Source organism: Pseudomonas sp. AIG (assembly GCF_977020205.1).
This window is the reverse complement of the sequence record NZ_CDROCK010000001.1, coordinates 249,880-275,143: the sequence shown is the minus strand read 5'-3', so window position 1 is coordinate 275,143 and position 25,264 is coordinate 249,880. Positions and strand designations below refer to the sequence as shown.

General features: G+C 59.0%; 24 protein-coding genes. 18 read left to right on the top strand and 6 right to left on the bottom strand.

The window, feature by feature from the left end:
* Positions 1-39: 39 nt before the first annotated feature.
* Positions 40-1,464, bottom strand: coding sequence for an aldehyde dehydrogenase family protein (locus ACWR1S_RS01185; protein ID WP_454562140.1), 1,425 nt, complete (start codon positions 1,462-1,464; stop codon positions 40-42).
* A gap of 122 nt (positions 1,465-1,586) precedes the next feature.
* Here ACWR1S_RS01185 and ACWR1S_RS01180 point away from each other — a divergent pair, with 122 nt between their 5' ends.
* The 8 genes from ACWR1S_RS01180 to ACWR1S_RS01145 all read left to right on the top strand — a co-directional run bounded on the left by ACWR1S_RS01180 (position 1,587) and on the right by ACWR1S_RS01145 (position 7,199).
* The gene (locus ACWR1S_RS01180) at positions 1,587-2,489 is read left to right on the top strand and encodes a LysR family transcriptional regulator (protein ID WP_454562139.1); all 903 of its coding nucleotides are present in this window, start codon (positions 1,587-1,589) and stop codon (positions 2,487-2,489) included.
* 47 nt (positions 2,490-2,536) lie between these two features.
* The gene (locus tag ACWR1S_RS01175) at positions 2,537-2,881 is read left to right on the top strand and encodes a hypothetical protein (RefSeq protein ID WP_454562138.1); all 345 of its coding nucleotides are present in this window, start codon (positions 2,537-2,539) and stop codon (positions 2,879-2,881) included.
* A gap of 55 nt (positions 2,882-2,936) precedes the next feature.
* Positions 2,937-3,761 carry an AraC family transcriptional regulator gene (locus ACWR1S_RS01170; RefSeq protein WP_454562137.1) on the top strand — a complete coding sequence of 275 codons (825 nt, stop codon included), beginning with the start codon at positions 2,937-2,939 and terminating at the stop codon, positions 3,759-3,761.
* Between the two features lie 71 nt (positions 3,762-3,832).
* On the top strand, positions 3,833-4,219 hold the full coding sequence (locus ACWR1S_RS01165) for a cupin domain-containing protein (protein ID WP_454562136.1): 387 nt from the start codon (positions 3,833-3,835) through the stop codon (positions 4,217-4,219).
* A 71-nt stretch (positions 4,220-4,290) separates the two neighbouring features.
* Positions 4,291-4,512, top strand: a complete 222-nt coding sequence (locus ACWR1S_RS01160; RefSeq protein WP_454562135.1) for a hypothetical protein — start codon at positions 4,291-4,293, stop codon at positions 4,510-4,512.
* A 96-nt stretch (positions 4,513-4,608) separates the two neighbouring features.
* On the top strand, positions 4,609-5,127 hold the full coding sequence (locus ACWR1S_RS01155) for a GNAT family N-acetyltransferase (RefSeq protein WP_454562134.1): 519 nt from the start codon (positions 4,609-4,611) through the stop codon (positions 5,125-5,127).
* The gene (locus ACWR1S_RS01150) at positions 5,127-5,630 is read left to right on the top strand and encodes a cupin domain-containing protein (protein ID WP_454562133.1); all 504 of its coding nucleotides are present in this window, start codon (positions 5,127-5,129) and stop codon (positions 5,628-5,630) included. Before ACWR1S_RS01155 ends, ACWR1S_RS01150 begins: the two co-directional genes overlap by 1 nt.
* A gap of 315 nt (positions 5,631-5,945) precedes the next feature.
* On the top strand, positions 5,946-7,199 hold the full coding sequence (locus ACWR1S_RS01145; RefSeq protein ID WP_454562132.1) for an MFS transporter: 1,254 nt from the start codon (positions 5,946-5,948) through the stop codon (positions 7,197-7,199).
* A gap of 113 nt (positions 7,200-7,312) precedes the next feature.
* Here ACWR1S_RS01145 and ACWR1S_RS01140 read toward each other — a convergent pair whose 3' ends face one another.
* Entirely contained in the window at positions 7,313-8,323 is a 1,011-nt protein-coding gene (locus ACWR1S_RS01140) for a zinc-dependent alcohol dehydrogenase family protein (RefSeq protein ID WP_454562131.1), read from the bottom strand.
* 173 nt (positions 8,324-8,496) lie between these two features.
* Here ACWR1S_RS01140 and ACWR1S_RS01135 point away from each other — a divergent pair, with 173 nt between their 5' ends.
* Both ACWR1S_RS01135 and ACWR1S_RS01130 read left to right on the top strand, forming a co-directional pair.
* Positions 8,497-9,411 carry a LysR family transcriptional regulator gene (locus ACWR1S_RS01135; protein ID WP_454562130.1) on the top strand — a complete coding sequence of 305 codons (915 nt, stop codon included), beginning with the start codon at positions 8,497-8,499 and terminating at the stop codon, positions 9,409-9,411.
* A gap of 170 nt (positions 9,412-9,581) precedes the next feature.
* On the top strand, positions 9,582-10,043 hold the full coding sequence (locus ACWR1S_RS01130; RefSeq protein ID WP_454562129.1) for a hypothetical protein: 462 nt from the start codon (positions 9,582-9,584) through the stop codon (positions 10,041-10,043).
* 16 nt (positions 10,044-10,059) lie between these two features.
* Here the strand turns inward: ACWR1S_RS01130 and ACWR1S_RS01125 are convergent, their stop codons facing one another.
* Entirely contained in the window at positions 10,060-11,304 is a 1,245-nt protein-coding gene (locus ACWR1S_RS01125; RefSeq protein WP_454562128.1) for an MFS transporter, read from the bottom strand.
* Positions 11,305-11,534: 230 nt separating this feature from the next.
* On the opposite strand from ACWR1S_RS01125, the gene ACWR1S_RS01120 reads away from it, so the two are divergent.
* The 6 genes from ACWR1S_RS01120 to ACWR1S_RS01095 all read left to right on the top strand — a co-directional run bounded on the left by ACWR1S_RS01120 (position 11,535) and on the right by ACWR1S_RS01095 (position 18,675).
* Entirely contained in the window at positions 11,535-12,467 is a 933-nt protein-coding gene (locus ACWR1S_RS01120; protein ID WP_454562127.1) for an AraC family transcriptional regulator N-terminal domain-containing protein, read from the top strand.
* 87 nt (positions 12,468-12,554) lie between these two features.
* Positions 12,555-13,010: a (2Fe-2S)-binding protein gene (locus ACWR1S_RS01115; RefSeq protein WP_454562126.1), complete on the top strand. Its 456-nt coding sequence runs from the start codon at positions 12,555-12,557 to the stop codon at positions 13,008-13,010.
* A complete protein-coding gene (locus ACWR1S_RS01110; protein ID WP_454562125.1) occupies positions 13,010-15,262 on the top strand; it encodes a molybdopterin cofactor-binding domain-containing protein in 2,253 nt (750 codons plus the stop codon). Before ACWR1S_RS01115 ends, ACWR1S_RS01110 begins: the two co-directional genes overlap by 1 nt.
* A gap of 17 nt (positions 15,263-15,279) precedes the next feature.
* Entirely contained in the window at positions 15,280-16,632 is a 1,353-nt protein-coding gene (locus tag ACWR1S_RS01105) for a c-type cytochrome (protein ID WP_454562124.1), read from the top strand.
* A gap of 12 nt (positions 16,633-16,644) precedes the next feature.
* Positions 16,645-17,649: an XdhC family protein gene (locus ACWR1S_RS01100; RefSeq protein ID WP_454562123.1), complete on the top strand. Its 1,005-nt coding sequence runs from the start codon at positions 16,645-16,647 to the stop codon at positions 17,647-17,649.
* Between the two features lie 123 nt (positions 17,650-17,772).
* Positions 17,773-18,675, top strand: coding sequence for a bestrophin family protein (locus ACWR1S_RS01095; protein WP_454562122.1), 903 nt, complete (start codon positions 17,773-17,775; stop codon positions 18,673-18,675).
* A 43-nt stretch (positions 18,676-18,718) separates the two neighbouring features.
* On the opposite strand, the gene ACWR1S_RS01090 is transcribed toward ACWR1S_RS01095, so the two are convergent.
* Together ACWR1S_RS01090 and solA are read right to left on the bottom strand one after the other, a co-directional pair.
* A complete protein-coding gene (locus ACWR1S_RS01090) occupies positions 18,719-19,498 on the bottom strand; it encodes a MetQ/NlpA family ABC transporter substrate-binding protein (RefSeq protein ID WP_454562121.1) in 780 nt (259 codons plus the stop codon).
* Positions 19,495-20,673, bottom strand: coding sequence for an N-methyl-L-tryptophan oxidase (gene solA / locus ACWR1S_RS01085; RefSeq protein WP_454562120.1), 1,179 nt, complete (start codon positions 20,671-20,673; stop codon positions 19,495-19,497). The genes ACWR1S_RS01090 and solA overlap by 4 nt, the downstream gene beginning before the upstream one ends.
* Before the next feature lie 372 nt (positions 20,674-21,045).
* Between solA and ACWR1S_RS01080 the strand changes: the two genes are divergently transcribed.
* Both ACWR1S_RS01080 and ACWR1S_RS01075 read left to right on the top strand, forming a co-directional pair.
* Positions 21,046-23,451 carry a glucose/quinate/shikimate family membrane-bound PQQ-dependent dehydrogenase gene (locus tag ACWR1S_RS01080; protein WP_454562119.1) on the top strand — a complete coding sequence of 802 codons (2,406 nt, stop codon included), beginning with the start codon at positions 21,046-21,048 and terminating at the stop codon, positions 23,449-23,451.
* Between the two features lie 85 nt (positions 23,452-23,536).
* Positions 23,537-24,832, top strand: coding sequence for a carbohydrate porin (locus ACWR1S_RS01075; RefSeq protein ID WP_454562118.1), 1,296 nt, complete (start codon positions 23,537-23,539; stop codon positions 24,830-24,832).
* 63 nt (positions 24,833-24,895) lie between these two features.
* Here the strand turns inward: ACWR1S_RS01075 and ACWR1S_RS01070 are convergent, their stop codons facing one another.
* Positions 24,896-25,156: a hypothetical protein gene (locus tag ACWR1S_RS01070; RefSeq protein ID WP_163013585.1), complete on the bottom strand. Its 261-nt coding sequence runs from the start codon at positions 25,154-25,156 to the stop codon at positions 24,896-24,898.
* Between the last annotated feature and the right edge of the window lie 108 nt (positions 25,157-25,264).

The following is a 25,264-nucleotide window of genomic DNA, read 5'->3' as shown; positions in this document are numbered from 1 at the left end:
CCCTCCAGTGCTCCCAGACATGAACCTGACCCAGTCATTTCAACGGGTCATACTGATCAACGCCTTCGGCTCCAAATACGCGCTCATCCCCCATCTGCCCATTTCGCGCCCAAGGCCTGAATGTTTGAATCCACCGAAGGGGGCACGCGGCTCGTGGGTCAGAGTGTTGATGAGCACGCGTCCCGCATCGATCTGACGGGCGACGTTGATACAACGTTCAGCGCTTTTTCCCAGCACCACGGCGCTCAGCCCATAGTCCGTATCGTTGGCAATGCTGATCGCATCGGCATCGTCTTCGTAGGGGATGATTGTCAGCACGGGGCCGAAGATTTCCTCACGCGCGATGCGCATCCGGTTATTGGCATCAGTGAAGATCGTGGGCTTCACAAACCATCCGGCATGCAAGCCTTGCGGGCGACCTTCGCCACCCGCCAGCAACCTCGCGCCTTCTTCCTGGCCGGTACGGATGTAGCGCTGCACCCGTTCCCACTGTTTCTGGCTCACCATCGGACCGATGTCGGTGTCGGTGTTACGCGGATCGCCCGATCGGATCTGTGAGACGCCCTCCTTCGCAATGCGCTCGAACTCTGCCAGCCGGCGGCGCGGCACGAGGATGCGAGTGCCTGCGATGCAAGCCTGGCCGCTGTTGAGAAATCCGGCTTGCAGCACCAGCGGCATGACGGCCTGGAAATCCGCATCGTCAAGCACCACGGTGGGCGACTTGCCGCCGAGTTCAAGCGTCACGCGCTTCATAGTGTCCGCACCAGTTTTGACCAGATGTTGGCCGATAGCGGACGAACCCGTGAACGAGATCTTGGCAACGTCGGGGTGACGGACGATCTCCTCGCCAACCACACCGCCCCGTCCGTTGATGACATTGAATACACCCGGTGGCAGCCCGGCTTCGTGCAACGCCCTGACCACGACCTGGGTCTGCAACGCGCTCATCTCGCTAGGCTTGATGACGGCGGTGCAGCCTGCTGCCAGCGCGGTGGCCAGCTTGTTGCAGATGAAGCCAGCATTGCTGTTCCAGGGTGTAATCAGGCCGGTCACGCCCACCGGCGTCAGAATGACCCTGGCCATGCCGACCTGTTCCTCGAAATCGAATGCCTCCAGCGCATCGATTGCTTGCGCAATCACATCGGCCGGATAAGTCGCCATCCAGCGCCCGCGCACCGCAGGCGCGCCGTATTCCACGAGGATGGCTTCCAGCAGCTCCTCCTCCCTTGCCACCATGGCCCGGTGCATGCGATGCAGTGCCGCAATGCGCTCCTCCCGACTGGTACGTGCCCACGCCGGGAACGCAACTTTGGCGGCTGCGATCGCACGTTGTGCGTCCCGCGCATCGCCCAGCCGAACCTGGCCGATAACTTCCTCGGTGCTCGGGTTATGAAGGTCGAACCATTCCTGACCGTGTGGAAGGACGAACTCGCCGTTGATGTAGATATGTTCAATGCGTTGCATGGGAACTCCTCGCTCAAAACGGCTCGCCTGAATCGAGCCTCTGTGATGGAGTCTAAGAAGGGTTCATTATTCCGATAAGCCATCCTTTGGCAGATGAAGCATCCTTATATTCAGGACAATCCATGCACAGAACAGCAATGACCGAGCTGGAAGTGGTACTGGCTGTGGCGCGCCGCAGCAGTTTTCGCGGCGCAGCACAGGAGTTGGGCATGTCCACTACCGCCGTGAGCAGCGCGGTGGCCGGCCTGGAAGCACGCCTGAAAGTGCGCCTGTTCAATCGCTCCACGCGCAGCGTTGCCCTCACCGACATCGGCCAACGCTATGTGGCACGCATCGCCCCTGCGTTGGCACAGATCAAAAGTGCCGGCGAAGAAGCCAGCGTCGGCCCCGATGAACCCAGCGGTACATTGCGCATCAATGCGCCGCATGGCGCGGCCTACCTGCTGTTGGATCCGCTATTGAAGCTGTACGCTCAGCGCTATCCCGAAGTGCGCATCGACATCGTTAGCGAATCAAGCATGGTCGACATTATCGCCGGTGGTTTCGACGCCGGGATTCGCTTGGCAGAGTCTGTGCCGCAAGACATGATTGCCGTGGCACTGTCAGGTGACATCCGCATGCTCGTGGTGGCCACGCCCGAGTACCTCGAACGCCACGGCGTGCCCGAGCATCCGCGAGATCTGCTGACCCACCGGAGCATCGGCATGCGCATGGCCCATGGTGGCCTCTACCAGTGGGAATTGGAGTGCGATGGCCAAAAACTGCAGATGGATTTGCCGGTGTGCTTCGCCTCCAACGAGTTGCTGGCCATCAAACAAGCCGTGGTGTCGGGCCTCGGCATTGGGTTCATTTCCGAGTGGTTCATCCAGGAAGAACTGGCGAGCGGCGCCCTGGTGCCGGTGTTGATGCCGTGGTGCCCGTCGTTTGGCGGGTTGAGGCTCTACTACTCGGGCCATCGCTTCGTGCCGGCGCGATTGCGCGCACTGATTGAACTGGCGCAAGAGTTGCGGCCCACTGTGGTTTGATCATGTTTCGCCCACTTTTTATCGTCCCAACTGTCCCGGAATACCCCATGGAAAACCGCCACCTGCATCGCTTGCTCCAGGGCACAGCCGAGTGTAATTCCGCTGTCGAGTCTCTCATCCTGATACTTGAGGCCGCTGTTGAACTCGTGTCGATTGCGGGCAATGATTTCTGCTGGTCGTATTGGGCTGATGAGCTCACGGCGAAAGCTGAACTACAAACTCTGATCCACGCATTAAAAACCGGTACCTTGCCTGAGCGGTTGAACGTCGCCGTGTTGTTTGCGCCCACCGGACCGTTGCAGGAGCTGGGCATGAGTAGTGGATGGGCTGAGACTTATCTGAAGGTCGCCGGCAAATTTGATGAGGTTGAAGGTTTGCTGTGGCGAACATGAGTTCCGTCAGATAAATCTTCACCACCAACGCGCAGAATCGGGAAGGTACGCATTCATGGATCAGAAAAATGGCCAGGCTGGCAACGCCGACTGGGTCATCCGCAGCGCTCAACCCGGAGGCATCGAGCGCATCGAAGCGTGGTTCGGCAGCCACGGCTACGATCCTCATCGACACGACACCTACTCGATCGGCCGTACGTTGGCGGGCGTCCAGAGCTTTCACTACACAGGCTCGATGCGCCACGGTCTCCCCGGCAATACGCTGGTGCTTCACCCAGACGAACTCCATGACGGCATGGCCGGCACCGACGCAGGCTTTCGTTATCGAATGGCCTACGTTGATCCGGCATTAATCCAGACCGTTTTGGGTGGGGAACCCTTGCCCTTTATCGCTGGGGGACTTTCGAGCGATCCGCGTCTGTTCCATGCCAGTGAAGCATTCGTGCAAGCGGTGGATTATTCACTGGAAACACTGGAGGAACAGGACGCGCTGTATGACTTGGCGATGGCGTTGCGTGCCGTCGGCGGCAAGCCGCGCGGGCGCAAGCGTCTGGATTACCGCGCAGCCGAGCGCGCCAGAGCATTCATCCTCGAACACCTGCACACATGCATTTCGCTGGAGATGCTGGAACATGCCAGTGGGCGCGAACGCTGGAGCCTGTCACGCGACTTCAGAACACTTTACGGTACGAGCCCTTACCGATTTGTCACCCTGCGCCGTCTGGATCGGTTCCGCGCATTGGTGCTTGAAGGTTTCACCCTGGTGGATGCGGCCCTCGTCGCGGGTTTCCACGATCAAAGTCATATGACGCGACACTTCACCCGCTGCTACGGAGTTCCACCCATGCGCTGGCTGGAACGATTGAGGGCCGCACGCTGACTTGCAGGATCGTACAAGAGCGCCCTGCTCCATGCTCTTAGGATGGCGACTTCGAACACCGAGGATCCGTCATGTCAAAGCTCCGTCATCAACAATCATCAGTTCCTGTAAACCTGGCACGTAAAGCGTCGCTCATCGAACAGCAATGGAGCCCCAGGGTTGTTGCAGAGATGAATGACTACCAGTTCAAGGTTGTGCGAATCGAAGGCGAATTCATCTGGCACTCACATCCTGAGACCGACGAAGCATTTCTTGTCCTGGAAGGCACCTTGCGCATCGACCTGCCGGATGGCTGCGTCTATGTGAATCCAGGTGAACTCTATGTAGTACCCCGTGGCGTGGAACATCGGACGGCTGCAGAAGGTGAAGCAAAACTGATGATGATCGAGCCTCGAGGCATTTTGAACACCGGGCATGAAGATGACGAAAGAACGGCTTTGAACGACGTCTGGATATAATCCAACGCCATCCTGTGCGATGTCTGCGCTGAGTTGGAAGATGAATTCACGATTTTGCGGGAGAAGTGACAGTGCTATCCGATCCAGAGGCCCGCGTAGCGCTCAAAGAACTGATTGAAAAACACCTCAAGGGAAGAGATCCCGATTACGACCGTCTGATCGAAATTGTTCAGGATCCTTCGCGGCAAGTTCCGATCAGGAGTGTGCTTGAGGACATTAGACGGTACAGCAAGGTCCAGTACACGCAGCAGGACCTAGAGCTGATCGACGACCTTTTGTACCTGTATGGCTGAGACAGAACGTGCTGGTAGCGGGCATGGGCCGGCGTGACTGGTTATGCCACTCACGCTCTCTATAATGAGTCACCGGCCATGCCTGGAGCGCTTGTTATGTCACCTTCCCCTGATCAAAAATCTGCTGTCGTTTTACGCCGTGCTTCAAACTTCGATCTAGAAGATCTGATAGCCATTCGGATTGAGGCCATGCGCGAAAGCCTGGAGCGGCTTGGGCGATTTGATCCTGATCGCGCGCGCGAACGGTTTCATAGTGGTTTCGACGCTAGCAGCACGCGCCGCATAGAAGTATCAGGTGATATGGTCGGTTTTGTCGTTCTCAAAGACCATCAGAGCGAGCTTCTGCTTGACCACTTGTATGTGATACCTCGCGCTCAAGGAACAGGGATAGGCACCGAAGTTCTCACTCGGATTTTCAGAGAGGCGGATGAGATCGGACGCCCTATTAAGGTTGGCGCTCTCAAAGAAAGCGCTTCAAATCGCTTTTATATTCGCCACGGTTTCGTATTTGTCGAAAGCGGTGAATTTGATAATTATTATGTCCGCGCCAACAGTAATACCGTTCGTTTGGGCGACAGGCGGGATGCCCGTACAGATACTTTCGGGAGTGATTAATGAGCATTGAGCCCTGTGCTTTAGCTGCGCGCATGATTCGCAATTTCAATGATGTGCCGCTGCAATACGAGCGCCGCGACCCTCTTTACGAGAGCCATGGCGCGCGCCTCGGCACTGACACCGTCGCGCAGAAACTCGGTGCGTCGGTGGACATCGTCGCCCCCGGCAAGCGTTCTTGCCCCTACCACTTTCATTATGCTCAGGAAGAGATGTTCGTCATCCTGGAAGGCTTTGGCACCCTGCGTGTGGCGGGTGAAATGTTGCCCATCCGAAGCGGCGACGTCATCTTCATTCCGGCCGGCCCCGAGTATCCGCATCAGATCATCAACACCTCGGATGCGCCGCTGAAGTACCTGTCCATTAGCACCCGAGAAACCCCCGAAGTCTGCCAATACCCGGACTCCGGCAAATATCAGGCGATGGTCACAATCAATGGGGCGCGCGCGTTCACCGCGGTGCAGCGGCCCGGGACTACGCTTGATTACTGGGACGACGAACCATGAGGGCGCCGTGTTGATGAAGCCTGCCAGTGGAATGAATCAGGGAAGTCGTTGAGGTCCAGATCGGGGTATTCGCGATGACTTTTCAGCCACTCTTCGATAGGTACATTGTCGATAAATAGCCAGACACAACGGCTACGACTGAATTTGGCTTGATGGTAATCGGCATGATGCGGTGATGCATGGGAAGTCCATTCAGCGATACAGGGCCCGGAGGGATCATCCGATCGACGGCAAGATCCTTTGATATCGCGCAGTTATAACCCTCATTGCACCGCCATCTATCAAATCAAAGGTACGAAGCAAGGAAATTATCGATTGAGCGCATTCCAAAAATACCTTTGCCTGGACTTGTTTCTCTGGATCTACCTCGGTTGCTGGAATACCACGCTACCGCTGATCATCGTGCAGCGAGGAAGCCTGCTGGAGCTGGCTGCCTACGAAACAGCGCTCGCGCTCGCGGCGATCATTTCAATGTTGTGCCTGGCGCCGCGTGTTGAGTCGATGCGCCGCAGTACGGCGCTTAAGGTGGGCTGTTTTGCGATCTTGATGGCCAGCGTATTGCGATACTTTTTTGCCGCAAACTGGTATTCGCTTGATGCCCTGATACTGATCGATGTGATCGCTGCATCAGCATTTGGAATGATCCAGCCTCTTTTGGGCATCTATCCTGCAGAAACCGTTGATAAACATCGTGCGGACGCTGCATTTCGCGTCCGGCGCATCGTTGTTACTGTCGGCCGGGTTGCGGGGCCTTTGTTGGCGGGTATTGTGATTACGGTTTCTTCGCTGGAAATCTCACTGCTATTTGTGTCGATAGTGGGATTCCTCATTGTGGTTTTAGCCATGGCGCTACCGGTTAGCGCAGCCCCTGCCCTACGGCGTAGAAAATCATCAACTGATATTATAAAGGACATGCTGTTGGGGCTTAAACTCAAATGCGTTCTACCGCCAGAACAGTTTTTGACCTTTTCCGGATTACTACTGGGCCTGGCCGTCACAGCGACCGTACCGATGCTGGTTCCAGCGCTCATACACACGCGCGGTCTAGCTGAAGGTAGCGTTGGCTTGTTCAATGCGGTATTCGCGGGTGGAGCCGTTGCAGGTTTATTCTTTTTAAGCCCGCTGATTAGCAAAAAGGAAAATCAGCGCAACAAGTATCTTGGATGCTGGACACTGTTAACGTTTGCACTCTGTGCAGCGACAAAAGCCGACGAGATCTGGCAGTTGAGTACTTGCCTGTTTTTCGCCGGAGCGGCGAGTGCTTGCATTACGATGGTCGGAATGGACAAGAGGCTCATGTCGATCCCCTCCGGCGTACGCGTACGACTGATGGCATCCACATTAGTGATCAGTCAGCTAGGTAGCTCGGTTTCATTCATGATGACGGGCGCCATCATGTCCAGATCCGGTGCGACCAGTTTGATGTGGCTTTATCTCGGGGTATTTCTGATTGTCGTCATGTATTCCATGCGTTCAAAAAAGATATGGCACTTCCTGGAAGATGACGCTGAGTCAGAGCGGTATTACGCAAAAAACCATCCAAAACTGGCGGCGATCATGAGTTCATGAAATGTGGTTGAGACATTACTCAGTCAACTCCAACTCCAACTCCAACTCAGACTCTGCTGGCGAATCTGCTGCGTTAGGCCAGAAAAAGGCGCCAAATTGGCGCCTCAACGTTATCAAGCGACTTTGATCACAACCTTCCCAAATGCTCCCCTCGCGAGATGTTCGTAAGCTTCTCGTGCTTTCTCGAACGGATATACCTGATCGATCACGGGACGGATCTTGTGCTCGTTGAGAAACGTGTTCATCCGGTCGAATGACGAACGCGGCGCCACGGCGATACCGCGAATGGTCGTCTGGCGGAAAATGAGGGGCATCAGATTGAGTTCAACGGTTTGTCCCGTGAGAAAGCCGATCTGCGCAATACGCCCCGATGCCTTGGTTGCTGCGATTGATTGGTTGATGCCGCTGCCACCGGCCACATCGAGGAGCAGATCCACGCCCTTGCCTTCGGTCAGCTTCAGCACTTCGTCCGCCCACTTCGGGGTGGTTCTGTAGTTGATGCCCGCCACAGCCCCCAGCCCCTTCACGGTTTGCAGATTCTGGTCGCTGCTCGATGTTGCGATGACCTTCGCGCCAAGTGCAGTAGCAATCTGCACGGCAAATATCGATACACCTCCAGTGCCTTGAACCAATACGGTCTGGCCCGGCTGGATTTGCCCAAAGTCCACCAGCGAATACCAGGCTGTGAGCGCCGCAATGGGCAGTGTTGCCGCCTCTTCGTCGCTCATGTTGTCGGGTGCACCGACGGCGCTGTCTTCATGGATGATCATGTATTCGGCCAGACCGCCGGGCAACGGCGAACCGAAGCAGTAATCGGGTTCGTTCGGCCCAGGCTCGCCATCCAGCCAACGTGAGTAAAGGTGGGAATTGACACGATCACCGACTTTGAAACGCGTGACGTTGTCACCAATCGCGACCACCGTGCCGGCTGCATCGCTCACTGGAATCAGCGGCTTGGGCACCCTGTGCGGTTCATAAATGCCGTCGACGATGGCCTTGTCGCGAAAGTTGAGCGAGACAGCACCGACCTTCACCAGTAACTCGCCAGCCTTGGGTTGCGGGGTCGCTACCTCTGCCAATTGCAGGTTGTCGAGTCCGAAATCTTTCAATAACCACGCTTTCATTGCCAATCTCCAAATACACATCAATGGCCTCGAACCAGAACCGGTTCCGCCTTGGGTGCATTTTTCGCTGTTGAGGGCGCGCAATAAATGCGTGGAAAAAGACATGATTGTTCTATTCTTGGACAACAATCATTTTCAACCTCTTATTCACTCGGGGTTCATAGGAAAGCGTCATGGAATTGCTTCAAGCGATGCGCCTGTTCGCCAGGCTTGCCGAACTTGGCAGCTTTACCAAAGCCGCCGAATCGCTGGACATCGGACGACCTCAGGTCACTCGGTATATCCAGGAGCTGGAAACGTCATTGGGCGTGCGCTTGTTCCAGCGCACCACGAGAAAGGTCGCCCTCACCGCCGAGGGCGAGAGGTTCTATGAGCGGGTGCAGGAAATTCTGGCGGGTATTGCTGCTGCGACCTCAATGTTCGATCGATCAGGAGCAACGCTCACAGGCCGGCTGCGCGTCGATATCCCAAGCGCCTTCGCGCAGATGAAATTCATCAATAGCCTTAAAGAATTCACCGTCTCCTACCCCAGTATCAACCTGGTGCTGGGCGTGACTGATCGGGCCGTCGACTTGATCGGCGAAGGTGTCGACTGTGCGCTGCGTATCGGCGATCTACCGGATTCGACCTTGATCGCTCGCCCTATCGCGATGGCGACGATGGTGACATGTGCCGCGCCCGGGTATTTGAAAGAGCATGGCGAACCCAAGACACTCGAAGATCTGGCCTCCCATCGAGGCGTTAACTTCTTGTCCGGTCAGAGCAACAGAACATTGCCCTGGCATTTTTCGGTGAAAGGTCAGGATCGGTCCTTTGTGCCTGACGCTGGCATCACCGTCACCGAGTCGAATGCGTACGTTCAGTGTGGCGTGTCGGGCTTCGGAATAATTCAGGCACCCGGGATCGCCGTGGCCAAGCATTTGGAAAGTCGCGGTTTGGTGGAAATTCTAAAGCCTTATCGGCCAGCCCCTCGCCCGGTGTCGTTGCTATACCCGAGCCGGACTCATCTGGCGCCCCAGGTTCAAGCTTTTATTGAGTGGCTGCAAGAGCGCTTTCCGCTGCTTCATTCCGACTGGCTGGAACTGTAGCGATTGAGCTGTGTAAACGGTGGTCACGGGGCAGAACTGCTCCTTCGCGAATGTGTATTCCTGCCCAATTCACATAACACCCTTATGTAATCCGAAAACACGCCGATACCGTGCTGCAGCACGGAAGCACCGCAGCAGCACTTACTTCATGGACGGCAGGAACCCGATCAATGTTGGAACACCTCTGGCGCAGCATCCATTCCCCGGACTACTTGCCCAACGTACTGGACTGGATGCTCCATATTCTGCTCAGCCCGTTCATGGTGATCATGTGCCTGATGGTCGGCGCGCTGGCCGGCAAATGGTGGAGAGCAATGCCCTACGGCAGTCTGACTTGTTATGTGGTCTTTCTGAGCAGGTCTTCTTTCTATCGGTGGGAAAGCATTTTCCCCATAGCCGGTCTGCCTGCACTGGCAATCGATGGCGCACTGTTGGCGCTCCTCGGTTTTTATTTGAAAGGCCTACTCAGAGCCCGCGCTGAAGCGAAACCCGAAGGTCATTGGCTGCGCAGGCTTTATCAAGGCCTTAAGGTCGTCATGCTGACAGTCATGGTGTTGTTCTTGGGACTTGTCGTGCTGTTTGTCGTGGTCTTCACTGTCTCAGTCGCGACGCAACCGTCATTGGCGCACTGAGCAGCTTCCTGCTTGATCAGACAAATCGGGACTCAGGAGCGCCGGAAACAGCGCTCGAATGAGCTGTCGGTTCGACAAGATGAACTTCAGTGGCATTGCGACCCGCCAGCCATGCCAGCACTGAGGCGACAACCAAGACAGCGGCGCTAAGCTCGAATGTAGCTTTGTAACCACTCAGATCAAAAGCCAGACCGCCAATGATTGCGCCACCGGCGATCGCCAGTTGGACAATCGCCACCAGCAAGCCGCCTCCGGCCTCCGCATCATCCGGAAGCGTTTGCGCCAGCCATGTCCACCAGCCGACCGGCGCGGCGGTAGCCACCAGTCCCCAGAGTCCGAGCAACATGGCGGTCAGCACCGGTGATTTGCCGAAGCTGACCAACGCCAGCGCGATGGCCGCCATGATCAGCGGGATGATGGTCAACGTGCGGTAGAGGCCGCGACCCATAAACCTTTCGATGAGAAAGGTGCCGACAAAACCGGCCAGCCCCAGCCCCAGCAGCATCAAGGACAACGTAGAAACGCTGACGCCCGTCACGCCTTCAAGAAAGGGCCGCAGGTAGGTGAACAGCATGAACTGGCCCATGAAAAATACGCTGACGGCGACCATGCCCAAGGCCACTGGCAACTGCTTCATCAGCCGCAGGACGTTGCCGCTTCCAGCCTGGCGCTCGACCTTGAAGGACGGCAGGCTGATCAGCAGCCACACGGCGGCCAGCACCGCGACCGGCACCACACAGAAGAATGCGCCACGCCAGCCGATCAGCGAACCGAGAAAACTCCCTGCCGGAGCGGCGATGACCGTGGCCAGCGCGTTACCGCCATTGACGATGGCCAGCGCTCGCGAAACCTGTTCAGGCTTCACCAGGCGCATTGCGGTCGCCGCCGACAATGACCAGAAACCACCAATCGCTATCCCGATCAACGCACGTCCGAACATGAATGACGGGTAACCCGGCGCGACCGCGACGACCGTGCCGGAGACGATCATCAGCAAGGTCAGGCCCAGCAGCAGCTTCTTGCGTTCGATACGTGCGGCGACCGAGGCAATCAGCAGGCTGGTGATCAGTGCAAAGGCACCGGACACGGAAATCCCCTGCCCGGCCTGGCCTTCGGTGATGTGCAGGTCTGCGGCAATCGGCGTCAGCAGGCTGACGGGCATGAATTCTGAAGCGACCAGGGCGAATGCGGCCAGCGACATGGCCAGCACGGCGCTCCAGCCGCCTGTTCTTTTAGAAGGATCTGTAGAAGGAAACGTCATGGGAACTACCTGTGGTGCAAAAAAACGTGTGGATGTGATGCGCAGGGGCAAGCAGCTTGAAGCCCATTCGGGCACTGCCCCTGTAACAGATAGACACATTCTCCCGGTCAATCCGACCCTTCCCTAGTGCATTCCTCTTGAATGCTTGCCTGATCCTCTGGCGATGCAGGGTGATGGATAGGAAACGTCTCTTGCGCGGATTAGAGTTGGTTCAACAGGAGTGACCGGACATGATCGATACCCCCCTTCGCCATGAATCGCCGTTGGCGTTGACCATTGACCCGCGCGTGAACGCGCCGGGTGACTTCGCCACGGCCATACCCGGGCTGTCGCTGTTTCGTCGCGATCAACCGGCGCCGCCCGTGGTGTGCATGATCGAACCCAGCCTGATTCTCGTCGGTCGCGGCGAAAAACGTCTGTGGGTCGGTGGTGAGGGTTACAGCTATGACCCTTCGCGGTTTCTGGTGACCTCGCTGGACCTGCCCGCCAACTCCGAAGTGATGCTCGCCAGTCCCCAACAGCCCTGTGTCGGCCTCGTGCTGAAACTGGATGTGAGCATGCTCGCCGAAGTCATCACCAAGAGCGGCTTGCCCGCAAAACGTCAGCAATCAACGGGCACCGGCGCCGCGATTGGCAGCCTGTCGTCGGCGCTGGAGGGCGCACTCGATCGCCTGCTGGCATTGCTCGATGAACCCGAGGCGATCCCGGTGCTGGCGCCGCTGATTCTGCGCGAAATCCACTATCGCTTGCTGCACACCGACCAAGGTGCGCGGCTGCGGCAGATCACGGCCGTCGATGGCCAGGGTTACCGCATCGCCAAGGCCATCGACTGGCTCAAGGTCAACTACACCGATGCCCTGCGCATCGACGACCTGGCCGCGCGGGTGCAGATGAGCGCGCCGACCTTTCACCATCATTTCCGCCAGCTCACCGGCATGAGTCCGTTGCAGTACCAGAAATGGCTGCGGCTCAACGAAGCGCGGCGGTTGATGTTGGTAGAACGCTTGGACGTTTCGCGGGCGGCGTTTGCGGTCGGCTATGAAAGCCCTTCGCAGTTCAGCCGCGAATATGGCCGGCTGTTTGGCACCGCGCCGAGTCGTGACATTGCCCTGTTGCGCGGGCAGCCATTCGAGGCAGAAGCGCTCGGCACAGTCGCGAATTGAACGACAAACCAGCTTTACCGGCGATGCGCCTTGCTGCGTGTCACCGAACATAACAATGCACGTCAACCGATGATCAGCGGGTGAACCATGGAACTACGAATCAACCAGAAGACCTATCAGGTCGATGCCGACGCCGATACGCCCTTGCTGTGGGTGATCCGCGATGATCTGGGCATGACCGGCACCAAGTACGGCTGCGGACTGGCGCAATGCGGCGCCTGCTCGGTGCTGGTGGATGGCAATGTGGTGCGCTCGTGCGTCACGCCGGTGGCCGGTGTGGTTGGCCGCGAGGTCACCACGATTGAGGCCATCGAAAGCGATGAGGTGGGCAAACGGGTGGTCGCGACCTGGGTCGATCTGCAAGTCGCCCAGTGCGGCTATTGCCAGTCCGGGCAGGTGATGGCCGCCACTGCGCTGCTCAAACGAAACGCTAAACCGAGTGATGCGCAGATCGAGGCAGCGATGGTCAATCTGTGCCGCTGCGGGACGTACAACGCCATCCATGCCGCCGTGCATGAGCTGGCCGGCAAGGGAGACGCGTGATGAGCGTTCGAATCGACCCTTCATTGCAAGCCTCAGCACTGGATCTGCACGAACCGATCAATGTTTCGCGTAGACGTTTTCTCACCGGTACCGCCGTCGGCGCGCTGGTCCTCGGCTTCGGCCTGCCGCTGGGTGCGACACGCGTGCAAGCTGCCGTTGCGGCGGCGACGGCCGAGCGCGGCACGCAGGTGCCGGCGTTTCTCGAGATCCGCCCGGACAACCGCGTGCGTCTGCTCTGCCCGTTCATGGAAGGCGGGCAAGGCACGTTCACCGCGATGGCGCAGATCGTCGGTGAAGAACTGGATGCTGACCCGGCAACCTTCCTGGTCGAAGCGGCACCGCCCGGCGAAGCCTATGTGGTGTTGGAAAACGGTATGCGCATCACCGGCGGCAGCATGTCGGTGCGCATGAGTTACCCGGTCATGCGCCGCCTCGGCGCCCTCGCTCGCGCCATGTTATTGCAGGCGGGCGCGCAGCAACTTGGCGTGCCGGTGAGTGAATTGACCACCGAACCCGGCAAAGTCGTGCATGCCAAGTCGGGCCGCTCGCTGGCCTACGGTGAACTGGCCGAACGTGCGATGGATCTGCCGGTTCCCGATCCGGCCTCCGTGAAGCTGCGTGATCCAAGCCAGTTCCGCTGGATCGGCAAACCGGTGAAACGCCTCGATGCCTACGACAAATCCACGGGCAAAGCGCTGTACAGCATCGACCTGAAGGTCGACGACATGCTCCATGCCGCCGTGCAACATGCCCCGCGCCTGGGCATGACGGTCGGCAACCTGCGCAACGAAGATCAGGTCAAGGCGATGAAGGGCGTGCATTCCGTGCACCGCCTGCCAGGCGCTGTGGCAGTAGTCGCCGAGCGCTGGTGGCACGCCAAACGTGCGGTCGAGGCGATCCAGGTCGACTGGCAAGAACCAACGGCCGACAGCAAAGTGCGGCCGATGCCCGCCGACTTTTCCAGCGATGCCTGGTTCAAGCGCCTCGCTGAAGATAAAGGCCCGGCCAAAGATGATGAAAACGAAGGCGACGTGGCGGCGATTCTCAAGGATTCCAAGACCCGCATCGACGCCACTTATCACAACCAATACCTCAACCACGGCCAACTGGAGCCGCCTTCAGCCCTGGCCCGATTCAACCCGGACGGTTCGCTGGAAGTCTGGTTACCGAATCAGGCGCCGGACATGTTCCGCGCGGACATCGCCAAACGCACGGGCCTCGATCCGTCGCGCATCACCTTGCATTCGCCACTGCTGGGTGGGTTCTTTGGTCGGCATTTCCTCTACGACTCGGCCAGTCCCTACCCGCAGGCGATTGCGCTGGCGAAAGCGGTTGGCCGTCCGGTGAAACTGATCTGGAGTCGCGAGGAAGAGTTCCTGCGTGACGTGCTCCGTCCCGTTGCTGCAGTGAATTTCCGCGCCTCGCTGGACAACGACGGCTGGCCGCTGGCAATCGAAGCGATCAGTGCCACTGAAGGCCCAACCGAAGCCCTCGCCGGCAAGCAGGGTGAGAAACTCGACCCGACGGCGCTTGAAGGGTTGTCGGGCAAGTCCTACGCGATCCCCAACAAACGCATCGCGCAAATCTACGTCAAAGGCCCGGCGATGCTCGGTTACTGGCGTTCGGTGGGCAATTCGCTCAACGACTTCTTTTATGAATCGTTCCTCGATGAACTGGCCGACAAGGGTGGCAAGGACCCGTTCGACCTGCGCCTGCATCTGCTGCGTGACAACAAACGCCTGACCACGCTGCTGCAAGCGGTGGCTGAACTGTCGGGCGGCTGGAAGCGCGGGCCGTTTACCGCCGAGGATGGCAGCCGACGTGCACGCGGCGTGGCCATGGCTTCGCCGTTCGGTACGGAGACGGCGGTGATCGCCGAGGTGTCCATCGAGAACGGCCAGGTCAAGGTGCACGACATCTGGCAGGCGATTGACCCGGGCAGCATCGTCAACCCGGCAATTGTCGAAGCGCAGGTCAATGGCGCCGTGGCGCTGGGACTGTCGCAAACCCTGGTGGAAGAAGCCGTTTGGGTGGATGGCAAACCCCGGGCGCGCAACTACGACTTGTACCCGATCCTGCCGCCTGCGCGGATGGCCCGGGTCCATGTGCGAGTGGTCGAGAGTGGGGAAAAAATGGGTGGCATCGGTGAACCGCCGTTGCCTGCCGTCGCGCCCGCCGTCGCTAACGCGGTGGCAAGGCTAACCGGTCAGCGGGTGCGCAGCCTGCCCATGAGCCGACACACCTTCACTTGATCAGCGCCGGAGCGTCCATGAATAACAGCCGATTCGCAAGAACCGCTGGCTGGCTGGCAGTGCCGTGCCTGGTCGCGGCAGGCCTGCTGGCCTGGTATGTCACCCGCGAGCCTGTCTCGCGCCTTGAAACCCCTCAGATCGCCGTGGCCGACATCGACCCGGCACTGGTTGCGCGTGGCGAATACGTCGCCAGGCTCAGCGATTGCGTGGCCTGCCACAGTGTGCCGGGCGGTGCGCCGTTCGCCGGCGGTCTGGAAATGGCCACGCCGCTGGGCTCGATCCACGCGACCAATATCACTCCGGACACGGAAACCGGCATTGGCCACTACAGCCTGGCGGACTTCGACCGGGCGGTGCGCCACGGCGTCGCCCCCGACAGCCGCCGTTTGTACCCGGCGATGCCCTACCCGTCCTACGCCAAACTCAGTGACGATGATGTGCGCGCACTGTATGCGTTCTTCATGAAAGGCGTGGCGCCGGTGAAACAGGCGAATATCCCCAGCGCGATTCCTTTTCCGCTGAACCTGCGCTGGCCGATTGCACTGTGGAACGGAGTGTTTGTCGACGCCGAGCCCTACGCGGCCAAACCGTCGCAGGATGAACAATGGAACCGTGGCGCTTACCTCGTTCAGGGCGCCGGGCACTGCGGCAGTTGCCACACCCCGCGCGGCCTGGCGTTCAACGAGAAGGCGCTGGATGAATCCGGTAAACCGTACCTCGCTGGCGCCCTGCTCGATGGCTGGTACGCGCCGAGCCTGCGTGATGACCACAACACCGGTCTGGGCCGCTGGAGCGAACCGGAGATCGTGCAGTTCCTCAAGACCGGTCGCAACCAACACGCGGTGGTCTACGGCTCGATGACCGAAGCGTTCAACAACTCCACGCAGTTCATGAGCGATGACGATCTGAGCGCGATTGCCCACTATTTGAAGTCACTTCCCGGGGATCGCGAACACGATGGCGCACCTTGGCAGTATCAAGCGGTGTCGGCAGCGCAACGTCTGGACTCGCCCGGTGCTCACACCTACGTGACGCGCTGTGCTTCCTGCCATGGCCTGGACGGCAAGGGGCAACCTGAATGGATGCCGCCGCTGGCCGGCGCCACTTCTGCATTGGCCAAGGAAAGCGCCTCGGCGATCAACATCACCCTGAATGGTTCGCAGCGTGTCGTCGCGGCTGGCGTGCCGGATGCCTATCGCATGCCGGCCTTCCGTGAGCAGCTGTCGGATCAGCAGATCGCCGAAGTGCTGACCTTCATGCGTAGCACCTGGGGCAATCAGGGCGGTGCTGTCGATGCGCAGACGGTGGGCAAACTGCGGGAACACACCGATCCGGCCAGCAGCAGCCCGATCATCCTGCAGATGCGCTAAGAGGAGGTTTTAATGGAAAGCATCGACTTGCTGGTCTTGCGCACGGCGCGGGACTGGCTTGCCGCTGGCGAGCGTGTGTTGCTCGCCACGGTGGCGCGCACTTGGGGTTCTTCACCACGGCCGACGGGGTCGATGATGGCTTTGCGTGACGACGGTCGCGTGGTGGGCAGCGTGTCCGGCGGCTGCATCGAGGACGATCTGATCCATCGCTACACCACGGCCCATGGCGGCAGCGCTTTTAGCGACAGCGCACCGCAAGTGGTGCGCTATGGCGTCAGTGCCGATGAGGCGCATCGCTTCGGTTTGCCCTGTGGCGGCACGCTGGAACTGATCCTTGAATTCAACCCGGCGTGGCAGTCTCTAGATGAGCTGCTGACGCAACTGGACGCTGGGCAACTGGTTCGCCGTCGCCTGACGTTGGAGTCCGGTCGGGTCATGCTTGAACCGACCGCGACGCCGGAACAATTCAGCTTCGACGGCGCGCAGATGCTCAACACGTTGGGGCCGGGTTATCGGATGCTGATGATCGGTGCCGGCGCACTGGCCGAGTATCTGGCCACAATGGCGTTATTCAACGGTTTCAAAGTGGCGGTGTGCGATCCGCGTCCCGAGTACATCGAGACGTGGGCGGTAGACGGTGTCGAGCGCATCGTCGGCATGCCGGACGACGTGGTCCGCGACTTCGCGGTCGATCTGCGCACCTGCATCGTCGCCTTGAGTCATGACCCCAAACTCGACGATCTGGCCCTGCTCGAAGCCCTCCACAGCCCGGCGTTCTACATCGGCGCGATCGGCTCGCGGCGCAACAGCCAACTGCGCCGCGAACGCCTGATCGAGCATTTTGGTGAAACCGAGGCGTCGCTGGAGCGCCTGCACGGGCCGATCGGCGTCTACATCGGCAGCAAGACGCCTGCGGAAATCGCCGTTAGCGTGATGGCGGAGATTCTTGCGGTGAAGAATGGTGCGCGCCTGCCGCAAGCGTTTTCAATTGCCAGGGGCAAGGCGCTCGCGGAGTGAGTGGCCCGTCTACACCGCGTCGATGTCATCGGCCGGGCGGTGACGGCAAAAACCGAACCTTTCCCGCGAAAACAGCGTCCGAGCTAAGGCGTTAACGCTTACCGCTCACCACGAGGTTTCCGTTTGAAAGCAGCCATCGTCAGAAAATACCGTTTGATCATCAAGACTCTGGGCTATGTCGGTTGGGCGTTGTTCTGGCTGTTGCTCTGGGACATTGCCGTCACCGTCGACTTCATGCTGTTTCTCAACGCCAAGCTGAATCTGCCATTGATGCCCCTGACGTTATTGGGTTCGGCCTTGATCGTGCTGATCAGTTTTCGCAACAGCAGCGCTTACAACCGTTGGTGGGAAGCACGCACGCTGTGGGGTTCGATGATCAACAATTCGCGCAGCTTCGCCCGCCAAGTGCTGACGCTGCTGGATGATCCCGACGGCGAGGTGAATCCGGTCAAGTCGACCTTGTTGCGCCGGCATGTGGCCTATGTGAACTGCCTCGCGGCGCATCTGCAAGGCCAGCCTTGTCCGGAGGAAGTCCGCGCGTTCATTCCCGCCGATGAGTTCGCCCGCAGCGGCACCACCAATAACTTTGCCAACGATATCCTCACCGGATCGGCAACTTTGCTCGCGCGGGAATACAAGGCCGGGCGTCTGGACAGCATTCGCCTGGCGCGGCTGGAGTCGACACTGGTGGATCTGTCCAACAGTCAGGGCGGCATGGAGCGGATTGCGAATACGCCGCTGCCCTACCCTTATGTGTATTTTCCGCGACTGTTTATTTCGCTGTTCTGCCTGATCGTGCCCGTCGGGCTAGTTGAATCCCTGGGCTGGTTCACGCCGTTGGCCTCGACCGTAGTGGGTTTTATGCTGCTGGCCATCGAACGCATCGGCACCGATCTGCAAAGCCCGTTTCGCCACAGCGAACACCAGATTCAGATGGAAGCCCTGTGCGAAACCATCGAGAAAAACCTGCAGTCGATGCAGCGTGATTCGTTGGGCAATGTGCGCCGGGTTGAAGAGAACGCTTGAGGATGTCGGGAGCCGTCAGCATTTCTGGCGGCTCCCGACGGAGTCAGAACGCCGGCACCACATCGCCGTGATAACGCTCGAGAATGAACTGCTTCACCTGCGGTGAATTGAGCAGCGCACCGAGTTTCTGCACTGCCGGCGCATTGGCCTTGTCGCGGCGCACGTACAGGTAATTGGCGTACGGCGATTCAGAACTTTCGATAAACAGCGCGTCTTTGTGCGGTACCAGTTTGGCTTCCAGCGCGTAGTTGGCGTTGATCAACGCCATGTCTACTTGATTCAACACCCGCGGCAGCATGGCCGCTTCGAGTTCCTGAAACTTCAGATGCTTGGGGTTGCTGACGATGTCCAGACGCGTCGCCATGATGTTGTCGGGATCCTTCAGGGTGATCAGGCCTTGTTTGGCGATCAGCAGCAGCGCACGACCGGAGTTGGTCGGGTCGTTGGGAATGGCGATGGTCGCGCCATCCTTGAGTTCGCTGATGCTTTTGATCTTCTTCGAATAGGCACCGAACGGTTCGATGTGCACGGCGACGATCGGCACTTGATCGCTGCTCGGCCGATCTTTCTTGTAGGCCTCGTAATACGGTTTGCTCTGGAAGTAATTGGCGTCGAGCAAGCCTTCATCGGTCTGCCGGTCGGGCTGAATGTAGTCCGAGAACACTTTGACATCCAGCGTCACCCCTTCCTTGGCCAGCTCCGGCTTCAAGAACTCAAGGATCTCGGCATGGGGCACGGGCACCACGGCGATTTTCAGGGTTTCGGCAGAGGCTGAGCCCATGGCGGCGACCAGCAGTGCTACGGAGAGCGCGACGCGTTTCACGATAGTTTTCCTTCGAAGCGTTTCAGGGAGAAAGAGGACAGATCCAGGTCGCTCGAGCCGCGCATGCACCACTGTGCAAATGCTTCGCCCAGCGCCGCGGAATGCTTGAAACCGTGTCCGGAACAGGCCGAGACGAACAGGGTGTGTTGCAGCGACGGATGCTCGTCGATGATGAAATGGCGATCCGGGGTCACGGTGTAGGCGCAGACCGCCGACTTGAGGACTTTAGAGGTCACGCCTGCGATGCGCTCGTGTACCTGCTGCTCGTACATCTCCTGCGCTTCGGCCGCTGATACCGTGCGGTCAATGGCCTGCGCTGACGTTGAGGTGTGGTACTGCGCGGTGGCGATTTTCATGCTGCTTTCGCCGGGTAGCGCGGGAAAGCCGTAGTTGATTTTGTCGTCGCCGCGGCCGTGGGTGAAGATGAACGTCGGTGAGTGGCCGACCAGTCCGGCGTTCTCTTCCAGTTCGAACCAGAACAGCTTTTGCCGGTAGACACTGAGCAAATTCTCATACGGCTCACCGAGCAACTCGCCGTTCCAATTGCCCGCGCTGATCACAAGTTTATTGGCAAACAGCGTGCGCCGATCCGTGGTGACCGTGACACCCTCCTCGTTCGAGCTGATCCCGGTGACGGTCTCGCCTTTGTAGAGCGTCGCACCGTGTTGCTCGGCGAGTTTGAGCTGCACATCGATGCAGCGCTCCGGGCGCACGAAGCCGCCGCCCGGTTCGAAATAGCCGATGGCCGAGTCGTGCACGTTGGCGAATTGCGGGAAGCGCTGGCGAATCTGTTCGGCGGACAGGACTTCGTGCTCGATGCCGTAAGTCTGCGCGAGGCCGATGGTGCGCAGGGTGAAGTCGGTCTCATCTTGAGGATCGAACTCGGCGCTCGACGTCAGCACCAACAGGCCCGATTGCTCGAACAAAGACTCGCCAGTCAGGGCCTCAAGCTCACGCCAGATGCGATGAGAATTGCGCACGATCGGCACGTATTGCGCGCCTTCTCCGACCGAAAGCCGAGTAATGCGCGTGTCGCCATGGCTGGAACCGAGGTTGTGCGGCGGGTGATGACGATCAATACCGACAACGTTCACCCCCGCTTTCGCCAACTGATAAACCGTGGCAGCGCCCATCGCTCCCAAGCCTAAAACCACTACCTCACACCGCTCGGACATAAATATCCACCTATCAAAAAGGCGCCAGTTGAGCGGTAAAACACGGCGAACTCCAAGATTAAAAAAGCATATCCATATAGCTCGACGCGTCCACTGACCGCTCTGGGGCGGGGCTATTGGCGGTTATTCGTCGCATTTACAACCTAGCCAAAGTGTTTTAGGCCTGAGAGCACAGCATCCGATATCTGTCATAAATCACAATCAACCTGACAAAACGGCGTTTTTTGTGTGAGTTTTGACAGACATTTCCACATCTGAGTCCCCTCGTGCGTGAGTCAAAACCTCGAACTACGCTTCACGTTGAAATTTGTGATTTAACTAGGTAGTTACCTAACTATATAATGCGCGCCTCATTTCAACGGGACACTCAACGTGAAGCAGAGTCAACGCCTCTCGGGCATATCAAAATTCATTCTGGTCGGGCTGGGCGTCGTCATCGCCCTGCTCGGCTTGGCGCTGGCTGCGGGCGGCGTGAAGTTGGTCAGCCTGGGAGGCTCGTGGTACTTCCTGGTGGGTGGCTTGGTCATGGCCGTTTCCGGTCTGCTGATCGCGCGCTTCAAGCCGAGCGGCGCGTGGTTGTTCGCCGCGTTCCTGGTGGGCACCGCGATTTGGGCGGTGAGCGATGCCGGTCTGGTGTTCTGGCCAGTGTTCTCGCGCCTGTTCATGTTCAGTGTGATCGGCCTGGTCGTGGCGCTGGTCTACCCGCTGCTCAAGCGTGCCAACGGTGACGTGGCAGGTCGCGGCGCTTACGCCGTGGCGGCGGTGCTGGCGGTCGGCGTGGCTGTGGCGGCTGGCAACATGTTCGTCGCGCACCCGACCGTTGCGGCAAATGGCACTGGTCCGGGTCTGACCCCGGTCGAGCCGGACAAAGCGCAAAAGGACTGGGCCCACTACGGCAATACCGAAGGTGGCAGCCGCTTCGCCGCGCTGGACCAGATCAATCGCGCCAACGTCGACAAGTTGAAAGTCGCGTGGACTTACCACACCGGTGACGTCGCCGAGAGCGATGGCAACGGCGCCGAAGATCAGCTGACCCCTCTGCAAGTCGGCAACAAAGTCTTCATCTGCACTCCGCACAACAACCTGATTGCGCTGGATGCCGACACCGGCAAAGAGCTGTGGAAGAACGCGATCAACGCTCAATCGAAAGTCTGGCAGCGCTGCCGTGGCATGGCCTATTTCGACGCCTCCGCCGCCATCGCTCAGCCGGCCAATTCGAAAATCATCGAAGCCAAACCGGCGCCGGCTGCCAATTGCCAGCGTCGTCTGCTGACCAACACCATTGATGCGCGTCTGATCGCGGTCGATGCGGACACCGGCGAGTTCTGCCAGGGTTTCGGCAACAACGGCCAGGTTGATCTGAAGGCCGGTCTGGGTAACGTGCCGGACAGTTACTATCAGTTGTCGTCCGCGCCGCTGATGGCCGGCACCACCGTCGTGGTTGGCGGTCGCGTTGCCGACAACGTACAAACCGACATGCCCGGCGGCGTGATCCGTGGTTTCGACGTGATGACCGGCGCCATGCGTTGGGCGTTCGACCCGGGCAACCCTCAGGATAAAAACGCACCGGCCGACGGCAGCACCTACGTGCGCAGTACGCCGAACAGCTGGGCACCGATGTCCTACGACCCGGCGACCAACACCGTGTTCCTGCCGATGGGCAGTTCGTCCACCGACATCTATGGTGTCGAGCGCAGCAAACTCGATCACACCTACGGCGCTTCGATCCTCGCGCTGGACGCCACCAGCGGTGACGAGCGCTGGGTGTTCCAGACCGTGCACAACGATCTCTGGGACTTCGACCTGCCGATGCAGCCGAGCCTGATCGACTTCACCAAGGACGGCAAAACCGTTCCGGCGCTGGTCATCGGCACCAAGGCCGGGCAGATCTACGTGCTTGACCGCGCTACCGGCAAACCGCTGACCGACGTTAAAGAAGTCCCGGTCAAAGCAGCGAACATCCCGAACGAACCGTACTCCCCGACTCAGCCGAAATCGGTAGGCATGCCAGAAATCGGCGCGCAGCACCTGACCGAATCGGACATGTGGGGCGCGACTCCGTACGACCAGTTGCTCTGCCGTATCGACTTCAAAGGCATGCGCTACGACGGCTTGTACACCGCACCGGGCACCGATAAATCCCTGAGCTTCCCGGGTTCGCTGGGCGGCATGAACTGGGGCAGCCTCTCGACTGACCCGGTGCACGGTTTCATCTTCGTCAACGACATGCGCCTGGGTCTGTGGATTCAGATGATCCCGTCGCAGAACAAAGGCCAGGCCGCTGGTGGTGGCGAGGCACTGAACACGGGTATGGGCGCCGTACCGCTGAAAGGCACGCCGTACGCCGTCAACAAGAACCGCTTCCTGTCGGTGGCCGGCATTCCTTGCCAGGCGCCGCCGTACGGCACGTTGACCGCGATCGACATGAAGACTCAGAAAGTCGCTTGGCAGGTTCCGGTCGGCACCGTTGAAGACACCGGTCCGCTGGGCATCCGCATGCACCTGCCGATCAAGATCGGTCTGCCAACCCTCGGCGGCACGCTGTCGACCCAAGGTGGTTTGATCTTCATCGCCGGCACCCAAGACTTCTACCTGCGCGCGTTCAACAGCGGCAACGGTGAAGAAGTCTGGAAAGCACGTCTGCCAGTCGGCAGCCAGGGCGGCCCGATGACGTATGTTTCGCCGAAAACCGGCAAGCAATACATCGTCATCACCGCCGGCGGTGCGCGTCAGTCGACCGATCGCGGCGACTACGTGATGGCTTACGCCCTGCCGTAAACCACGGTGTTCACGTAAAGCGCGGCACCTTCGGGTGCCGCGCTGCTTTCCCCCTATTGCTCAAGTTTTCTGCAGGAAGATTTACATGCTATCGGCTGTTGGTTTTTCCCGTTCCAACCTGTTCAAAGGCCTGGTGCTGGGCCTCACATGCACCACCCTCCCCGCGCTGGCCGACAACAATTCTGATCTGTTGACCCGCAGCACCCTGACCGGTGACTGGGGTGGCTTGCGTCATCAGATGGATGAACAAGGCATCAAATTCACCGGCGACTACAGCGGTGAAATGGCCTACAACGCCGACGGCGGCCTGCATCGCTCGGCGCGTTACTCGCAGAACATCAAGCTCGGCGTGCAGTTCGATCTGAGCAAACTGTACGGCGTCGACAATGCCGGCAAAGTCCAACTGACCATCAACGACCGACGCGGTAACAGCGCCTCGGAAGACCTCGTCGGCAACCGCTTGCCGATTCAAGAAAACTACGGCGGCCTGTACACGCGCCTGACCGAACTGAGTTACGAGCGCAGCCTGTTTACCCCAGCGCTCAATGTGAAACTCGGCTACATGGCCATGGGCAACGACCTTGGTGGTCTCGACAGCGGCATTCTGTGCAACTTCATGAACGCCGGTTTCTGTGGCCATCCGCTGAACATGTCCGGCGGCAGCGGCTGGACCAACTACCCCAACGCGCGCCTCGGCGTGCGGGTGAAATACGATCTGTCGTCTTCCTGGCAACTGCGCGTGGCGGCCTTCAACGTCGACCCGGAAAGCAACGGCAACTCCAGCCGCGCCTGGCACCTGGACCCGAAACACACCACCGGCACCGTGGTGCCTATCGAGTTGGTGTACAAGCACGCGGGCGCCCTGCCCGGCGAATACAAGCTCGGTTACTACTACGACAGCTCCGATGTAAAACGCATCGGCAGCGACAAAGAAGTGTCCGGTCGCGGTGGTCATTATTTGCTGATCGATCAAGCCGTCTGGAGTTCGCCGACGTCAGAAGGCCGCAGCCTGCACGCCTTCGGTCAGTACTCGGCGGCGAGCGAAGCAGCCTCACCGTTCAGCAAGTGGTACGGCACCGGCGTGGTGCTGTACAAGCCGTTCGAAGGTCGTCCGCGCGACACCCTCGCGTTGGGTTACGGCCGCGCCGTGCCGAACCCGCGCAGCCGCGACGTGCTGCAGGACGCCGCATTGAACAACGGCACGGCATTCCCGAACCTGGACAGTGCCGAGCAATTGATCGAACTCGGTTATGGCTATCAGGCCACGCCTTGGCTGACCCTGCGCCCGAATGTGCAGTACATCATCGAACCGGGCGCGTTTTCCGGGCAGAACATCGACAATGCGTTGGTGTTTGGTTTGCAGGTGAAAGCTGCGCTCTGAGGCCCCGAATAGCAGGCAATAAAAAACCCGGTTTGAATGCCGGGTTTTTTATTGCCTTCAAGATCACTTTTTCTTTTTAGCCGGCTTATCAGCCTTCTTTGAATCCTTGGCCTTCTCGGGCTTGCTATCGGCTTTTTTCGCAGACTTCTTGGGCTCGGCGTCTTTTTTCTTGTCTTTCTTGTCCTTGTCGGAGGACTTTGAAAGCGCCGAAGCCGCCGCTGATTTCTTCTCAGGTGATGACTTTTTGTCCTTCAGATCCTTGCTGGCTTTCGAAGCGTCACCTTTGTCTTTGCTTTTCTTTTCGTCTTTAGCCACGTTGACCACCTCTCGGAGTGTGCCGTGATTGACACAGCGCCTGTGCGATTGACCACAAGCTAATCATTAGGCGAGCAGGTCCTACAGCGGTTCAGATTATTTTCAGGCGTTCAAAAA